Origin of the sequence: Aromatoleum evansii (assembly GCF_012910805.1) — a bacterium.
Lineage (GTDB): Bacteria > Pseudomonadota > Gammaproteobacteria > Burkholderiales > Rhodocyclaceae > Aromatoleum > Aromatoleum evansii.
Window position 1 is genome coordinate 1 of the sequence record NZ_WTVK01000022.1, and the last position, 16,415, is coordinate 16,415.

14 protein-coding genes are annotated in these 16,415 nt (G+C 66.7%); all 14 read left to right on the forward strand.

Annotation, left to right across the window (positions count from 1 at the left end; all coding sequences use genetic code 11):
• Window positions 1-136: 136 nt before the first annotated feature.
• The 14 genes from GO615_RS12865 (at window position 137) to GO615_RS12930 (ending at window position 16,368) form a co-directional block, all read left to right on the forward strand.
• On the forward strand, window positions 137-1,711 hold the full coding sequence (locus tag GO615_RS12865) for a class I adenylate-forming enzyme family protein (protein ID WP_169128601.1): 1,575 nt from the start codon (window positions 137-139) through the stop codon (window positions 1,709-1,711).
• 88 nt (window positions 1,712-1,799) lie between these two features.
• Window positions 1,800-2,768, forward strand: a complete 969-nt coding sequence (locus GO615_RS12870; protein ID WP_169128603.1) for an AEC family transporter — start codon at window positions 1,800-1,802, stop codon at window positions 2,766-2,768.
• Between the two features lie 676 nt (window positions 2,769-3,444).
• A complete protein-coding gene (locus GO615_RS12875; protein WP_169128605.1) occupies window positions 3,445-4,449 on the forward strand; it encodes a TRAP transporter substrate-binding protein in 1,005 nt (334 codons plus the stop codon).
• Between the two features lie 15 nt (window positions 4,450-4,464).
• Entirely contained in the window at window positions 4,465-5,007 is a 543-nt protein-coding gene (locus GO615_RS12880; protein ID WP_169128607.1) for a TRAP transporter small permease, read from the forward strand.
• Window positions 5,004-6,284, forward strand: coding sequence for a TRAP transporter large permease (locus GO615_RS12885; protein ID WP_169128609.1), 1,281 nt, complete (start codon window positions 5,004-5,006; stop codon window positions 6,282-6,284). Before GO615_RS12880 ends, GO615_RS12885 begins: the two co-directional genes overlap by 4 nt.
• A complete protein-coding gene (locus GO615_RS12890; protein ID WP_169128611.1) occupies window positions 6,285-7,169 on the forward strand; it encodes an alpha/beta fold hydrolase in 885 nt (294 codons plus the stop codon).
• A gap of 182 nt (window positions 7,170-7,351) precedes the next feature.
• Entirely contained in the window at window positions 7,352-7,963 is a 612-nt protein-coding gene (locus GO615_RS12895) for a QcrA and Rieske domain-containing protein (protein WP_169128613.1), read from the forward strand.
• Window positions 7,964-8,036: 73 nt separating this feature from the next.
• On the forward strand, window positions 8,037-9,773 hold the full coding sequence (locus tag GO615_RS12900; protein WP_169128614.1) for a PQQ-dependent dehydrogenase, methanol/ethanol family: 1,737 nt from the start codon (window positions 8,037-8,039) through the stop codon (window positions 9,771-9,773).
• Window positions 9,774-9,884: 111 nt separating this feature from the next.
• Window positions 9,885-11,318, forward strand: a complete 1,434-nt coding sequence (gene aldA / locus GO615_RS12905; RefSeq protein WP_169128615.1) for an aldehyde dehydrogenase — start codon at window positions 9,885-9,887, stop codon at window positions 11,316-11,318.
• A 134-nt stretch (window positions 11,319-11,452) separates the two neighbouring features.
• A complete protein-coding gene (locus tag GO615_RS12910; RefSeq protein WP_169128616.1) occupies window positions 11,453-12,322 on the forward strand; it encodes a transporter family protein in 870 nt (289 codons plus the stop codon).
• Between the two features lie 103 nt (window positions 12,323-12,425).
• Window positions 12,426-13,406, forward strand: a complete 981-nt coding sequence (locus GO615_RS12915; protein WP_169128617.1) for a quinone oxidoreductase family protein — start codon at window positions 12,426-12,428, stop codon at window positions 13,404-13,406.
• Window positions 13,403-14,830 (forward strand): histidine kinase, encoded by a 1,428-nt coding sequence (locus GO615_RS12920; RefSeq protein WP_339380026.1) that lies wholly within the window; start codon window positions 13,403-13,405, stop codon window positions 14,828-14,830. Before GO615_RS12915 ends, GO615_RS12920 begins: the two co-directional genes overlap by 4 nt.
• Window positions 14,814-15,461, forward strand: coding sequence for a response regulator (locus GO615_RS12925; protein ID WP_169128618.1), 648 nt, complete (start codon window positions 14,814-14,816; stop codon window positions 15,459-15,461). Before GO615_RS12920 ends, GO615_RS12925 begins: the two co-directional genes overlap by 17 nt.
• Before the next feature lie 55 nt (window positions 15,462-15,516).
• Window positions 15,517-16,368 carry a 3-hydroxybutyryl-CoA dehydrogenase gene (locus GO615_RS12930; protein ID WP_339380027.1) on the forward strand — a complete coding sequence of 284 codons (852 nt, stop codon included), beginning with the start codon at window positions 15,517-15,519 and terminating at the stop codon, window positions 16,366-16,368.
• Window positions 16,369-16,415 lie beyond the last annotated feature (47 nt).

A 16,415-nucleotide genomic window follows, 5' to 3' on the forward strand; every position in this document is an offset into this window, starting at 1 on the left:
GGTGGGGACGGTGCAAGGCGGTGTTGCAAAAGGCGTCGTTTCGCTTAGAATCCTATCGCATTCTGAATTCAGAAGTCCATAAAATCTTCGGTGTTCAGAATTCAGAACACGATGAAACCCCAAAGGAGACACCGCCATGAGCCACCTACTGACCATTTCAGACGCCGTTTCGACCCACGCCAGGCTGACGCCGGACAAGCTCGGCACACGCGATTCGAAGCGTTCGCTGACCTACGCGCAGTGGGACGAACGCGCGAGCCGGCTCGCGGCGGGGATGCTCGGGCTGGGCCTGGGGCGGGGCGACCGCGTGGCGGTGCTGGCCTACAACTGCGTCGAGTGGATGGAGATCTACGTCGGCCTGGCGCGCGCCGGGCTGGTCGCGGTGCCGCTCAACTTCCGCCTGACCGCGCCCGAGATCGCCTACATCCTCGGCAATTGCGAGGCCGGGGCGCTGATCGCCGGCTCCGAGTTCGTCGAGACGGTCGATTCGATCGGCGCAGAACTGGGCGCGCTGCGGGGTCGCTGCGTCGTCATGGGTGGCGAGGGGCCCGCGGGGGAGGGCTGGATCGCCTATGAGGACCTCGTCGCGCGGGCGAGCGCCACGGTGGAGTTCCCGCGCGTGAATCCGGAAGAGATGTGCGCGCTGCTCTACACCTCGGGCACGACGGGCAAGCCCAAGGGGGCGATCCGCGCCCACGCCGGCAGCACGCTGATCGCTCTGGCGACAGCGCTGGAGATGGGCTTCACGCGCGAGGATACCGGGCTGCTGGTGATGCCGATGTGCCACGCGAACTCGCTGTACTTCGGCACGACCTTCATCCACATCGGCGCGACCTGCATCGTCGACGACCGCCGCAGCTTCGATCCGGAAGGCCTCGTCGCGACGCTCGCGCAGGAAAAGGTCACCTTCACGTCGCTGGTGCCCACGCACTACATCATGGTCCTCGCGCTGTCCGAAGAGGTGAAGAAGCGCTACGACGTGAGCAGCGTCGGCAAGCTGATGATCTCGTCCGCGCCCGCGCGCAAGGACACCAAGCTCGCGATCCTCGAATACTTCTCCAACGGCAGGCTGTATGAGCTCTACGGTTCGACCGAGGCCGGCTGGGTCACGCTGCTGCGGCCGGAGGAGCAGATCGTCAAGCTCGGCTCGGTCGGTCGCGAATGGGCGGGCAGCGGCGCGATCCGCATGCTAGACGAGAACGGGCAGGAAGTGCCGGACGGCGAGGTGGGCGAGCTCTTCTCGCGCACGTCCTACGTGTTCGACGGCTACTGGAAGAACCCCGAGAAGACCGCCGAGGCCTTCCGCGGCGAATGGTGCTCGGTGGGCGACATGGCGCGCCGCGACGAGGACGGCTACATCTGGCTGGTCGATCGCAAGAGCAACATGATCATCAGCGGCGGCGAGAACATCTACCCGTCGGAAGTCGAAGGCGTGCTCGGTGGCCATCCCAAGATCAAGGACGTCGCCGTGATCGGCATCCCGCACGACAAGTGGGGCGAGACCGTGCAGGCGGTGATCGTGCTGCACGACGGCCAGAGCGCCGACGCCGAGGAGATGCAGGCGTGGTGCCGGGAGCGCCTGGCGGGTTTCAAATGTCCGCGATCGGTGGTATTCATCGCGGACTCCGAGATGCCGCGCACCGCGACGGGCAAGATCCTGCACCGCGTGCTGCGCCAGCGTCTCGTTCCCCCCGAGGCCCTTTCGGCCTGACGGGGCGAGGGCGGCGGTCCGCATGGAGCGCCGCCCCACCGATTTCCCGGCCTCGCGGTGAGGAGGCGATCCCGACAAGAGAGCGTGCATGCAACAGATCCTGCTGGTGACCTTCCCCTTCTTTGCGCTGGTGCTGTGCGGCTATCTCGCCGGGCGCCGCCGTATGCTGCCGCTGGAGGCGATCCCGGGCCTGAATACCTTCGTGCTGTACTTCGCGCTGCCGTGCATGCTGTACCGCTTCGCCGCCGGCACGCCGATCGTGAAGCTCCTCGACGTGGGCGCTTTCGCGCTCTGGGTGGTGTGCGCGCTGGTGATGGTGGCGCTGACCATCGTCACGACGAAGAAGGGCGCCATCGGCTGGAACGATGCCTCCTTCGGCGCGCTCGTCGCCGCCTTCCCCAACTCGGGCTTCATGGGCATGCCGCTGCTGGTGTCGCTGCTCGGCGCCCGCGCGGCCGCGCCGGCGATGGTGCCGCTGGCCGTCGACATGGTCATCACCTCTTCGCTGTGCATCGCGCTGTCGCGCCTGAGCGCCGCTAATGCGGGCGGGGCGCGGCGGGCTGCCGTGAATGCCTTGAAGAGCGTGCTGGTGAATCCGCTCCCCTGGGCGATCATGCTCGGCGGGCTGTCGTCGGCGACCGGCTTCCTGCCGTGGAAGCCGCTGATGCGCGTGGTCGAGATGCTGGCCGATGCCGGCTCGCCGACGGCGCTGTTCACCATCGGCGCGGTGCTCGCGCGCTCGCAGATGTCCGTGCAGGCGCAGCACCCGGCGCGGCGCGGCGTCGGCGACGTGCCGCTGGTCGTGCTCTACAAGCTGATCGTGCACCCGGCGCTGATCTTCGGCGTCGGCACGCTCGCGATGTGGCTGGGCCTGCCGCTGGACCCCTTCACGCTGACCGTGCTCGTGCTCGTCGCGGCATTGCCCAGCGCGAGCAACGTGCCGATGCTCACCGAGCGCTTCGGGGCCGATACTGGACGGGTTGCGCGGATCGTCCTGCTGACGACCGCGTGCGCCTTCCTGACCTTCTCTGCCGCCGTTGCGCTGCTGGTAGAGTAGGGCAGGCAGGAGATCGAGGATCGCGCCGGCCCCGGTGGCGCTTTCCTGGCGGGTCGCCCGGCCCGATTTTCCCGGCTGATCGTCCCACCGCCGGGCCCGCTTCTGCGGGGGCTGCCGAAAGCCTTACGGGCATTGTGGAGTTCTGAATTCAAAAAATTTAGAAAATTCATTGCACTCTGAATTCAGAATTTGTAGAGTGTATCCACGATACCAATCAGAAGAACTCCCGCGCAAACCCTGGGCAGGGAGTCGAACCGATGGAGACGACTCGAATGAAACGCAAGCCCTCCCGCGTGGCCCTTGCCGCGCACATTCCCCAGCGATCGGTTCTCGCGCGAGCGTCGATACCGAGCTGAGCGACGCGTCCCGGCACGGCCGGGCACGATACCTGATCGTGTCCGCCGGTCGAGCGATGGGTACCCAATGCCCTTCGTCCTTGCCGGGACAGCGGTCGCAACACCCGTACAAATCGCCCGTCGTCCCGCCAGTGGCGGGGAAACCCTGGCTTGGCACCGGCTCCTGGGGCTGGTCGACATCGCGCCCGCGCCGCGTTCAGCGCCGGGTGCCGATCGTCACCCCTTCCAGTTCGGGGCTCGCCGGGACAAGCCGGGTGGCAAGCATCCCATAGGCAATGGCCGATTGGATTCATCGAAGAAGTGAAAATCTGGAGACATCAATGCTGAAGAAACTGCTTCTCTCTGTCGCCGGTGCCGCAGCGCTGGCCCTCACGTCGCTGACGGCCGCCGCGCAGGACGTGAGCTGGCGCCTGGCCCACGTGTTCCCCGAGCAGAGCTCGGTGGGTGAGGCCGCGAACATGTTCGCGAAGCTCGCCGCGGAGCGCAGCAACGGCCGCATCAAGATCGCCGTTTTCCCGTCCGGCCAGCTCGGCGGCGACGAGGCGATCGGGCGCGAGCTGGTGCGCGGCACGATCGAGATGGGCTTCGTGAACCCGAACTCGATGGTGGGCATGGACCCGCTGTTCGACTTCCACATCCTGCCCTTCATCGCGACGAGTTATGCGGATGCGGATCGCATCTACTACGGCGAGGACAACATCCTCCGCCAGACGCTGCGCGAGACGATCGAGCGCAATCGCATGAAGATCCTGGGCTACTTCGAGAACGACTTCCGCGCGATCTCGAACTCGAAGCGCCCGGTGAAGACGGTCGATGACCTCAAGGGCCTCAAGCTGCGCGTCGTCCCCTCGCAGTCGCTGAAGATGTTCTTCGAGAAGGCCGGTAGCCAGGTCGTCATCATGCCCTTCCCGGAGCTCTTCACGGCGCTGCAGCAGGGCACCGTCGACGGCCAGGAGAACGGTGTCATCCTCATCAAGCAGGCGCGCTTCTACGAGGCACAGAAGCACGTCACGCTGCTCAACCACTCCTACGTGATGTCGACGATCACGGCGAGCCAGCGCGCGCTGGGCAAGCTGTCCCCGGCCGACCAGGAGCTGCTGCAGAGCATCGGCAAGGAAGTCGGCGAGTGGCAGGTGAAGCGCAACCGCGCGAATTCCAAGGTCGCGCTGGATGAGCTGCGCAAGGCCGGCATCGAGATCCACGAACCGACCGCGCAGGAGATCGCGCAGTTCCGCGCGCTGGGCGAGAAGGTGTGGGCCGAGATGACGCCGGTGTACGGCGAGAAGCGCATCGCCGAGCTCAGAAAGCTCGTCGCAGCGAAGTAAGTCCCGGAGGTCGCCATGAAATCGAGTTCCCCAGGCAAGGGTTCCACCTGGTTCCGCAGGACGAGAAGAGTGGAGCACGTGGTCTATTCGGTCGAAAAGGCCATCTGCGGCGCCTCGCTCTTCGTGATGTTGTTCGCGACGGCCTTCACGGTGGTCGCGCGCAACCTGAAGCTGTCCTGGCCGAACTACGGGGAACTCGGCCTGGCGGCCTTGATTCCGCTGACCCTGGTCGGCGGCGCGATGTGCACCTACCTCGGGTCGCACATCGCCGTGGAGCTTGCGCAGGCGGTGCCGTCGCGGCGGCTGAAGAATTTCTGTCACTTCGCCGTCGCCGTGGCGACGATCGCGTTTGCGGCCATCTATGCATACAGCGGCGTCGTGCTCGTCGATGAGTTCCTCCTCACCGGCGACAAGATGCTCGACCTCGACACGCCCTACTGGATCCTCGCGCTGTTCTTCCCGATCGGCATGGGGCTGATGATTTTCCACGCGTTGATGCAGATCCTGGCGATCCTCACCGGGCATTCGCTGAATGCGGAAGCGGAGGCCGCCCGATGATCGCCCTGCTGTTCATATTCCTGCTGGTCGGCGTCCCCGTCGGCATCGCGTTCTCGCTCGCGATCCTGGTCCAGGCCGACAAGTGGAACGTTTCCCTCGAGTTCGTCGCGCAGACGACGCTCGACGCGCTGCTGAATTACCCCTTCCTCGCCATTCCCCTGTTCATCCTGAGCGGCGAGCTGATGTCGCGTGGCGGCATCACGCGCCAGCTGGTGCGCTTCAGCACGCGCCTGTTCGGCTGGTCGCAGGCCGCGATGGGCCATGTGATGATCCTCGCCAGCGCCATCATGGGCGCGATCACCGGCTCGTCCGTGGCGGCGGTCGCCGCGATCGGCCGCGCCATCGGCCCGGAGATGCTCAAGCGCGGCTACCAGCCGGGCTACGTCGGCGCGTTGAACGCCTCCGCGGGCCTGCTGGGCGTGCTCCTGCCGCCTTCGATTCCCCTGATCCTGTATGGCTCCGCGGTCGGCGTGTCGATCACGACGCTGTTCCTTGCGACCCTGGTCCCCGGTCTCATGTTCGCCGCGGCCTTCATGATCGTGCATGCCCTGCGGGCGCGGCACGTGCTGCAAGGGGGCGTCGAATTGGCCGTCGATGCGAGCGCCGAGTCGGCCTCCGCCGGCGGAAACGGCAGATTCGGACTCGTCGCGGCGCTGTTCATGCCCATCCTGGTTCTCGGGGGCATCTATTCCGGAGTCCTCACGCCCACGGAGGCGGCGTCGGTGGCGGCGCTGTATGCGCTGTTCTATGCGATCCTGAATCGCAGCGTACGGATGATGGAGCTCGGCGATGCCTTCGTGAAGGCTGCGGCGAGCGGCGCCGCGATCATGTTCATCATCGGCTTCACGACCGTCTTCAACCGCGGCCTGGTCCTGCAGCAGATACCGCAGCAGATCGCGGCGCTGTCGACGAGCTACATCGACAGCCCCCTGGTGTTCCTGCTCGTCGCGAACCTGGTGCTGCTGCTGGTCGGCATGTTCATGGAGACCAGCGCGGCGACCCTGCTGATGGGCCCGCTGCTGGCCCCGGCGGCCGTGCAGTACGGCATCGACCCCATCCATTTCGGCATCATCCTCGTCATCAACATCGAGATCGGCCTGCTGACGCCGCCGCTGGCTGCGAACCTGTATGTCGCGGCACTGGTGAACAAGATTCCGCTGATCCCGCTGATACGCCAGCTGGCGTGGTTCCTCGGCGCCTGCCTGGTGTGCCTAGCCCTGGTGACCTACGTGCCGGAGATCGCGCTGTGGTACGAGTTCCTGCCGTGGAAGCCTTGAATGAAGACCATCGACACCTCCCTGCTGCGTGTCGGCTATGAGGAGTTCAACCCCGCCGCGACCCGCTCGGTCGTGCTGCTGCACGGCTGGCCGGACAGCATCCGCACCTGGTCCGAGGTCGCGTCAGGATTGGCCGAAGCGGGCTGGCGCGTCATCGTGCCCGCGCTGCGCGGCTTCGCGCCGACACGCTTCCTGCACGCGGACACGCCGCGCGCGGGCCAGCTCACGGCGCTCGGGCGCGACCTGCTCGAGTTCATCGATGCGCTGGGCCTGGAGCAGCCGGCCCTGGTCGGGCACGACTGGGGCGCACGCGCGGCGGGCATCGCCTGCGGGCTGCGGCCGGGCGTGGCGAGCCATCTCGCGATGCTGTCGGTCGGCTACGGGACCAATGATCCCTCTCAGCCCTTGAGCGTCGAGCAGGCCCGCAACTACTGGTACCACTGGTTCATGGCGACGCCGCGCGGCGACCGCATGGTCCGCGAGAAGCGGCGCGACTTCGCCCGCATCATGTGGGACACCTGGGCTCCTGCGGGCTGGTATGCGCAGGACGAATTCGACACGACGGCCGCCGCGTTCGACAACGAGGACTGGCCGGACGTCACGCTGCACTCCTACCGGCACCGCTGGGGACACGCCGAGGGCGATCCCCGCTACGACGCCGACGAGGCCGCGATGCGCCCCGCGCCCGTGCTGCAGGTCCCGACGCTGGTGCTGCACGGCGAGGAGGACGGGGTCAATCATCCCGACATGTCGGCGGGCAAGGAGTCGTACTTCACCGGCCCCTACGTGCGCCGGCTGCTGCCCGGAGTCGGACACTTTCCGCAGCGCGAGGCGCCGCAGCAGGTGCTGGACGCGCTCCTGCAATTCCTGAGGGAAGGCCGCTAAGGCCGCATCTACCTCGTCGAACGCCTATCCTTGCTCATAATGTGGGAATTCTGAATTCAAAAAAACGCAAAAACATCTTGCACTCTGAATTCAGAATTTGTAGAGTGTGCAACACACGAATCACCCACAAGAATCCTCACGCAAGGGATCGCGCAGGGGGTCAAACGATGGAGACGAGTCGAATGGAAGAGAAAGTCGCTTGTGGTTGCGCAGCGCCTGCGCCCGTCAATACGGAACGCCGCAAGATCTTCAAGATTGCCGCGGTCGGACTTGCTGCAGGAATGGGCCTTCAGGGGCGTAGCGCCCATGCCCTCGAGACGGTGCCCGAAGCGCTGCGCCACGCAACCGGCGATCTGTTGGTCGAGGAAGATGCCGAAGGTGAGCCCGCCCCGCTGAAGGTCGCGGACCTGCGAGTCGGCAAACCGCTGCTGGCATTCCCCTATCACCCCGAATCGAAGCTGGTTCGTTCCGAGACCCGCCTGAACAAGGTCGTCCTGCTCCGTTTCAAGGAAGAAGACCTTGATGCCGAGACCAAGGCGCTGTCGGCCGGCGGCGTGCTGGCGTTCTCGGCGATCTGTACGCACATGGGCTGCGACATCAAGACCTTCATGACCAGCGAGAAGGTGTTCGCGTGCTTCTGCCACGCGTCCAAGTTTCGTCCGCTCGAGCGCGGATCGGTTGCCGGCGGTCCTGCCCCGCGTCCGCTCCCCGTGCTGCCGCTGAAGCTCGACGGCGACACGCTCGTCATCGCGGGGCCGTTCGCGACTCCGCCCGGATTCACCGCGCAGGCCTGAGCCCGCCCCGGTTTTGCATCCCCGTGGCCTCGCTTGCGGCCGCGGTTTCCAACAAAAGAGAGGAGACAAGAAGATGAAGGGTCTGATGAAGGGCATCGCCGTTTGTGCCGTCGCCGTGCTGCCCGCGGCGGTGTCCGCTGCGCTCGGCGACTACGCGCCCGTTACCGATGCGCGGCTCAAGAACCCGGAAGCCGGCAACTGGCTGCAATATCGCGGCAACTACGCGGGTTGGGGCTATAGCCCGCTGTCGCAGATCACCGACAAGAACGTCGGCAAGCTGCAGCTCGCCTGGGCGTTCGCGACCGGCCAGAAGGAAGGCCACCAGTCGCCGCCGATCGTGAACAACGGCTACATGTTCGTCACGACCCCCGGCGCCCAGGTCATCGCCCTCGAGGCCAAGACCGGCAAGGAGCTGTGGCGCTACAAGAAGGAACTGCCGGGCGAGATGCTGCAGCTGCATCCGACCAACCGCGGCGTCGCGCTGTACGGCGACCGCGTCTATGTCGCGACCGTCGACGCGCACCTCGTGGCGCTGGACGCCAAGACCGGCAAGGAGCTGTGGGTCAAGCAGGTCGGTGACTGGAAGGCGCTGCAGTACATCACCCTCGCCCCGCTCGCGGCCAAGGGAAAGATCATGGTCGGCTCGTCCGGCGGCGAGACCGGCGTGCGTGGTTACGTCGCGGCCTTCGACGCCCAGACCGGCGAAGAGGCGTGGCGCACCTACACCACGGCGGCCCCGGGCGAACCCGGCGGCGACACCTGGCCGGGCGAAACCTACAAGAACGGCGGCGGCAGCATCTGGATCACCGGCACCTACGACCCGGACACGAACCTCGCCTACTGGGGCACGGGCAACCCGGCGCCGTGGCCGACCGAAGGGCGCAAGGGCGACAACCTGTACACGGGCTCCACCATCACGCTCGATGTCGACACCGGCGCGCTCAAGAGCTACTTCCAGTACAACCCCAACGATGCTTGGGACTGGGACGAAGTTTCCGCGCCGCTGCTGATCGACACCGAGGTCAAGGGCAAGAAGGTCAAGACCGCGGTACATGCCGGCCGTAACGGCTTCCTGTGGGTCCTGGATCGCGACGGCCAGAAGCTGAACTTCGTCGATGCCTACCCCTACGTCAATAACAACACGATCAAGTCGATCGACCCGAAGACCGGCCGCCCGACCTACATCGAGGAGCGCCGTCCGGGCATGGGCAAGGGCAACGTCCATTTCTGCCCCTCGCTGTGGGGCGGCAAGGACTGGACGCCGGAGGCCTACAACCCGAAGACCGGCCTGTTCTACATCCCGGCCAACAACAACCTGTGCGCCGAGCTGCCGGAACCGGAGCCGACCAAGTACAAGAAGGGTGACCTGTACATCGGCTACCCGATCGAGGCGATCCTGACCGGCCTGCGCTGGGAATCGGGCAAGAAGGACGCGCCGAAGACGATGGGTGAGATCCAGGCCTGGGACCTGAAGACCGGCAAGCAGGTGTGGGCGCACAAGTTCCCGACCTTCAACTGGGGTCCGCTGCTCACCACCGGCGGCAACCTCGTGTTCGGCGGCGGCACCAACGACCGCATGTTCCGCGCCTTTAACGCGACCACCGGCAAGCTGCTGTGGGAAGCGGCGACCCCGTCGGGCGTGACCGGCGTGCCGACCTCGTTCGAGGTCGACGGCGAGCAGTACATCGCCGTGCAGTCGGGCTGGGGCGTCGATGCGCAGCGCATGCAGGGCGGCGTCGATAACCTGGTTGGCTATCAGACCGTCGTCCCGCAGGGCGGCACGGTGATGGTCTACAAGCTGGCGAAGTGATCCTGGACGGGCCGTCTTTCGGCGGCCCGGTTTTTTTGTCCCGGTTCAATGAATTCAGAGTTCGAGCCGTGGGGCCGCGGCGATGCCCGCGGAGCACATGAGGACAGGCAAATGAACAAGTCGTACCGCAACTTCATCGATAACCAGTTCGTGGATGCCGAAGGCGGCGCCACCCTCGAGGTGCGCAACCCGGCGAACAACGAACTCCTGGGCGTCGTCCCGGCCTCCACCCAGGCGGACGTCGACCGTGCCGTCGAGGCCGCGCGTCGCGCCCAGCCGGCGTGGGAGCGCCTGCCGGCGATCGAGCGCGCGAACCACCTGCGCCGCGTCGCGAACAAGATCCGCGACAACAAGGAGCGCCTGGCGCGCACGATCACGCTGGAGCAGGGCAAGATCCTCGATCTCGCCCGCGTGGAAGTCGACTTCACGGCCAACTATATGGACTACATGGCCGAGTGGGCGCGCCGCATCGAAGGCGAGATCATCCCCAGCGACCGTCCGGGCGAGACGATCTTCCTGCACCGCAAGCCCATCGGCGTCACCGCCGGCGTGCTGCCGTGGAACTTCCCGTTCTTCCTCATCGCCCGCAAGATGGCCCCGGCGCTCGTCACCGGCAACACCATCGTCATCAAGTCGAGCGAGGAGACGCCGCTCAACGCGGTCGAGTTCGCCGAGATCGTCGCCGAGTGCGACCTGCCGACCGGCGTGTTCAGCCTCGTCAGCGGAGCGGGCGCCACCGGTGCCGCGCTGTGCGCGCACAAGGACGTCGGCCTCATCAGCTTCACCGGCAGCGTCGAGACCGGCATCCGCATCATGGAGACCGCGGCGCGCAACCTGACCCGCGTGAACCTGGAGCTGGGCGGCAAGGCGCCGGCCATCGTGCTGAACGACGCCGACCTGGAGCTCACCGCCCGCGCGCTGCATGCGTCGCGCGTGCTCAACACCGGGCAGGTGTGCAACGCCGCCGAGCGCGTGTATGTGCAGCGCGGCATCGCATCGGCGCTGGCCGAGAAGGTCGCTGCGCTGATGGCTGAGACGCGCTACGGCAACCCGATCGCCGAGCAGGGCCTGCACATGGGGCCGCTGGTGAACCAGATGGGGCTCGACAAGGTCGCCGCGCTGGTCGAGAGCGCACGCAAGCAGGGCGCGGAAGTGCTCACCGGCGGCAAGGTCGCGAACCGCGAGGGCTACCACTTCGAGCCGACCGTGCTGGCGGGCTGCCGCGCCGACATGGATGTGATGACCAAGGAGATCTTCGGGCCGGTGCTGCCGCTGCAGATCGTCGAGGACCTCGACGAAGCGCTCGCGCTCGCCAACGACTCGGAGTACGGCCTGACCTCGTCGATCTTCACGCGCGACCTCAACGCCGCGATGAAGGCCACCCGCGAGCTGCGCTTCGGCGAGACCTACATCAACCGCGAGCACTTCGAGGCGATGCAGGGCTTCCACGCCGGCCGGCGCAAATCGGGCATCGGCGGCGCGGACGGCAAGCACGGCCTGTACGAGTACACCGAAACCCACGTGGTCTATCTCCAGACCCACTGAACCGACTCATCCAACTGGCAGGGAGCAGGGACCGGGACCGCATCGCGCGGGTCCCGGCGGGATGACTCACGTCCGCGCGATTGAAAAAGCGGTGCCTTCGGGCGCCATCCAATAGAAGAAGCAGGAGACCGAAAGTGAAAAACCAGACGAGCCTGAAGAAGTCGTGTGTCACCAAACTGATCCAGGGCGCGGCGGTGGCGGCTCTGTGTGCGGGGGCAACCGTCGCGAACGCAGAGGTCACGCGAGGGTTTATCGGGGCGCACGAATATGCGCTGCCCGATCCCAGCGGCATGAAGCCGTGGAACGTGTTCGTCGAATACACCACCTTCCAGAAGACCAGCAAGGTGTGGAACGACAGCGGCAGCAAGAAGAGCTCCGACGACATCGAATCCTTCGTCAGCCTGTCCAAGTTCGTGCACTTCTGGGAGATCACCAACGGCGTCGGAATCGCCTGGGAACTGATCGTGCCGAAGGTGAGCGTGCAGAACCGCGACACCGGCGACGGCGTGAGCGGCATCGCCGACCTGCTGACCGGCCCGGCGTTCTGGATCAAGCCGAACGAGAACTGGACGCTCGGCACCGACATGGCCTTCGTGCAGGTGCCGGTCGGCGACCGCGACCTGCGCAGCACGCGCTGGAACGTCGTCGCGTCGGTGTTCTGGGATGCGCAGTACGGCAAGTTCAACTACACCGGCAACCTCGGCACGACGATCAACGGTCCGACCGAACGCAAGGGCGCGGCGGATCCGGCCAACCCGTACTACTTCAACAACCGCTTCGGCTACCGCGTGTCGCAGCTCGTCGAGCCCTACGTCGGCGTGGACTACCAGTGGCAGGACAGCAAGGACGGCGTTGCGGAAGCGCACGAGCTGGCCGGTGCGGTCGGCGTGATGTTCCACATGGCACCGAACTACCACCTTTCCGTGCATTACCAAGGTGGCATCGACGGCAAGAACATGCCGGTGTCGAACAACCTGAACGTGCGTTTCGCGTACGTGTTCTGACCTGCGTGGCGGGGGAGCTCCGGCTCCCCCGCGCGCGTGAGTACATCCGGGTCGGCGGAAGGCGCTTCCGCCGCCCGTGCCAGCAAACAAGAAGATGCCGACAATGGAACGTGCGATCCGTATCCACTCTCCGGGAGGTCCGGAGGTGCTGCGCCTGGAGGAGGTGTCCGTGGGGATGCCCGGGCCGGGCGAAGTCCGCATCCGGCACCGCGCCTGCGGCCTGAACTTCATCGACGTCTATTACCGCAGCGGACTCTACCCGCTGGACATGCCGGCCGGTATCGGCATGGAGGGTGCCGGCGTCATCGATGCGGTGGGCGAGGGCGTGTCCCACCTGAGGGCGGGCGATCGCGCGGCCTACGCGTGCCAGCCTCCGGGCGCCTACAGCAGCGCCCGCGTGATGCCGGCGAAGAACGTGGTGCGCCTGCCCGACGAGATCGATTACGAGACTGGTGCGGCGATGATGCTCAAGGGGCTCACCGTGCAGTACCTGCTGCGCAAGACGCAGCCGCAGGGCGGTTTGCAGCCCGGCGATTTCGTGCTGTTCCACGCGGCTGCCGGCGGCGTCGGGCTGATCGCCTGCCAGTGGGCGCGAGCGATGGGCCTGCAGCTGATCGGCACGGCCGGCTCGCCTGAAAAGTGCGCCCTCGCGCTGCAGAACGGCGCCACCTACGCCATCGATTACCGCAAGGAGAATTTTGTCGCGCGCGTCGCCGAGATCACCGGCGGACGCGGCGTGAAGGCCGTGTACGACTCCGTCGGCAAGGACACCTTTGCCGGTTCGATCGAGTGCCTGCGGCCCTTCGGCCTGCTCGCGGTGTTCGGCTCGTCGTCGGGGCCGGTACCGCCTTTCGGGCTGCAGATGCTCGCGGCGAAATCCCTCTACGTCAGCCGTCCGACGCTGTTCACCCACCTCGCGAGCCGTGAGGCGACGCAGGAGATGGCCGACGATCTGTTCGGGATGGTCGCGCGCGGCGAAATCGTGATTCCCGTCGAACGCCGCTATGCGCTCGAGAACGCCGCGCGTGCCCATGCGGAGCTCGAGGCCCGTCTCACCACCGGCTGCAGCGTGCTGATCCCGTGATCAAGGCGGCGCCCTTCCTCCCCTGGTCGTCGCTTGCGCCCGCCCGCGGCGTCGCGGTCCCGCGCAGCCCGGTGTCGCTCTCGTCGCGCGTCGGTCTCGTGCTCCTCGCCGTGCTGCTCGCCGCGCTGGCGGCGGGCACGGCGTGGTGGGTGGGGGAGACGCGTCGTGCGATCAAGGAGGAGGTGAACGCCGCGAGCCAGGTCGCCCAGCAGTGGGTCGTCGTCCTAGTGTCCGAAACGCTGCGCGATTCCGACGAAGGACAAGTGCGGCTGATGGAGCACCTGCGCGCGGTCGGACGGCTGCGCGCCAATCGCCTCGAAGTCGTGGGCGCCGACGGCCGCCTGCTTCATGTGTCGCCCGAATCGACCTACAAGGCGGGGCGTTTTGCGCCCGTGTGGTTTTCCGACTGGGTGGAGCCGACGCTGCAGGTGCGCCGTTTCGACGCCGGCGACCGCACTATCCTGCTGCGACCCGACGCCTCGCGCTCTGTGCTCGACGCCTGGGACGACCTGCGTGCCGGCTTGAGCACGCTGCTGCTGGTGCTGATCGCCGGCGTCGCGGCGTCGCGCTGGGCGGTGCGTCGTGCCCTGGCGCCCCTCGCCGAGATCGACCGTGCGCTGGCGCGCGGTACCGAGGGACGCTTCGACCAGCGCCTGCCCAATTACCGCGTCGCGGAACTCGACCGCGTCGCGAGCACCTTCAACCGCCTTGCTGCAGCGCTGGAGCAGAGCCGCGACCTCAATCTCCGGCTGGAGGAGGACCAGGCCTTCGCCGGGGCGGTGCAGGCGCGCCTGGAGGAGGAGCGCCGCCTCATCGCCCACGAGCTGCACGACGAACTCGGCCAGGGGATCACCGCGGTGCGCGCGATCTCCGGCGCGATCCTGCAGCGCAGCGCCGACCAGCCGCAGATCCACGGCAGCGCCCAGGCCATCCTCGCGATGACCAGCCAGATGCAGGACGGCGTGCGCGCGATCCTGCAGCGACTGCGCCCCACGATCGGCGAGGGTGGCGGGCTCGACCGGGCGGTGACCGAATACTGCCGCCTGTGGTCGGAAATCCATCCTTCCATCGCGATCGAGTGCGCGGTCTGCGGCTCGGTCGCGACAAGCGGCCGCCTCGGCATCACTGTTCTGCGGCTGCTGCAGGAAAGCCTGACCAACGTCGCACGCCACGCCGGTGCGACGCGCGTCGACGTGCGCGTCGCCATGCGGGGCAGCGAACTGGAACTCGATGTGTGCGACAACGGTTGCGGACTGGCACCGCAGGCGGAGGAGGGATTCGGGCTGCGCGGCATGCGCGAGCGGGTCGCCGAACTGCGCGGTGAATTCCGCATCGAGACCGCCCCCGCGGGCGGCCTGCATATCGCGGTGCGTTTGCCGGTTCTGCTCGATCACGAGGAAAACGAACATGGCTGCCATGCTTGAAGGTCTGCGCCTGGTCCTCGCCGACGACCATGCCGTCGTGCGCATGGGATTCCGCATGCTGCTCGAAGGGGCAGGGGCCGAAGTCGTCGCGGAAGCCGCGTCCGGCGAGGCTGCGCTAGCCGCCTTCGCCGAGCACCGTCCGGACGTGCTGGTGATGGATGTGACGATGCCGGGCCTCGGCGGCCTGGGGGCGCTGGAGCGCCTTCTGGCCCATCACGAAGGGGCGCGCGTGCTGATGCTGTCCGCGCACGACGACATGCAGATTCCGACCCGCGCGCTGAAGGCAGGTGCGGCCGGTTACCTCTCCAAGCGCGCCCAGCCGACGGAACTGGTCCGGGCGGTGGCGCAGATTGCGCGCGGCCGGCGCTACGTCGACCCCGAAATCGCCTCGCATCTGGCGCTCGCCCAGTTCGGCGACGGCGCCGACCCGCTCGCCGTCCTCACCGACAAGGAGTTCGCCGTGTTCCTGCAGCTCGCCAAGGGCCGCGACGTCCGCGAGGTCGCGGATTCGCATGGCGTCAGCGCGAGCACGGTGGGAACGCATCTGTACCACATCAAGCAGAAGCTGCAGGCGGGGAATGCGGCGCAGCTCGCGCTGATCGCCGTGCGCGCGGGACTCATCGAGACCTAGCGGCCGCCGGTTCATACACAACAATCTCAATCAACAAATGGAAGGCAGTCGAATCGTGGGCATCAGGAACGTAGGGATCGTCGGGGCGGGCACCATGGGCAGCGGCATCGCGCAGGTATGCGCGGCCGCAGGATTCCGCGTGACCCTGCTGGATGTGTCGACCGAGGCCGTCAGCAAGGGCGTGGAGACCGTCTCCCGCAACCTCGAGCGGCTGGTGGTGAAGGAAAAGCTCGCTGCGGGCGACAAGGCTGCGATTCTCGAGCGCGTCTCCCCCACCACCAGCAACGGCGACCTCGCCGCGTCGGATCTCGTCATCGAGGCCGCGACCGAGAACGAGACCCTGAAACAGCGCATCCTGCGCGACATCGACGCGATCGTGTCGCCGACAGCGATCATCGCCACCAACACCTCTTCGATCTCGGTGACCCGGCTGGCCGCCGTGACCGGGCGCGCGCCCCAGTTCATCGGCATGCATTTCTTCAATCCGGTGCCGGTCATGGCGCTCGTGGAGCTGATTCGCGGACTGCAGACTTCCGACGAGACGCTCGCGACGGCCCGCGGCTTTGTCGAGGCGCTCGGCAAGACCGCGGTGGTGGCACGCAACAGCCCCGGCTTCGCCGTCAACCGGATCCTCTGCCCGATGATCAACGAAGCGATCTTCGCCTTGCACGAGGGGCTCGCGAGCGCCGAGGAAATCGACGCCGGGATGATGCTGGGCTGCAATCACCCCATCGGGCCGCTTGCGCTGGCGGACCTCATCGGCCTGGACACGATGCTCTCGGTGATGGAGGTGTTCTATGACGGCTTCAAGGATCCGAAATACCGCCCGGCGCCGCTGCTCAAGGAAATGGTCGACGCCGGCTTCCTGGGCCGCAAGAGCGGCCGCGGTTTCTTCAATTACGCATGACCGACGGTTTCGTACGGAAAGGTGCCTCGTCTAACGCTCGAATGGTG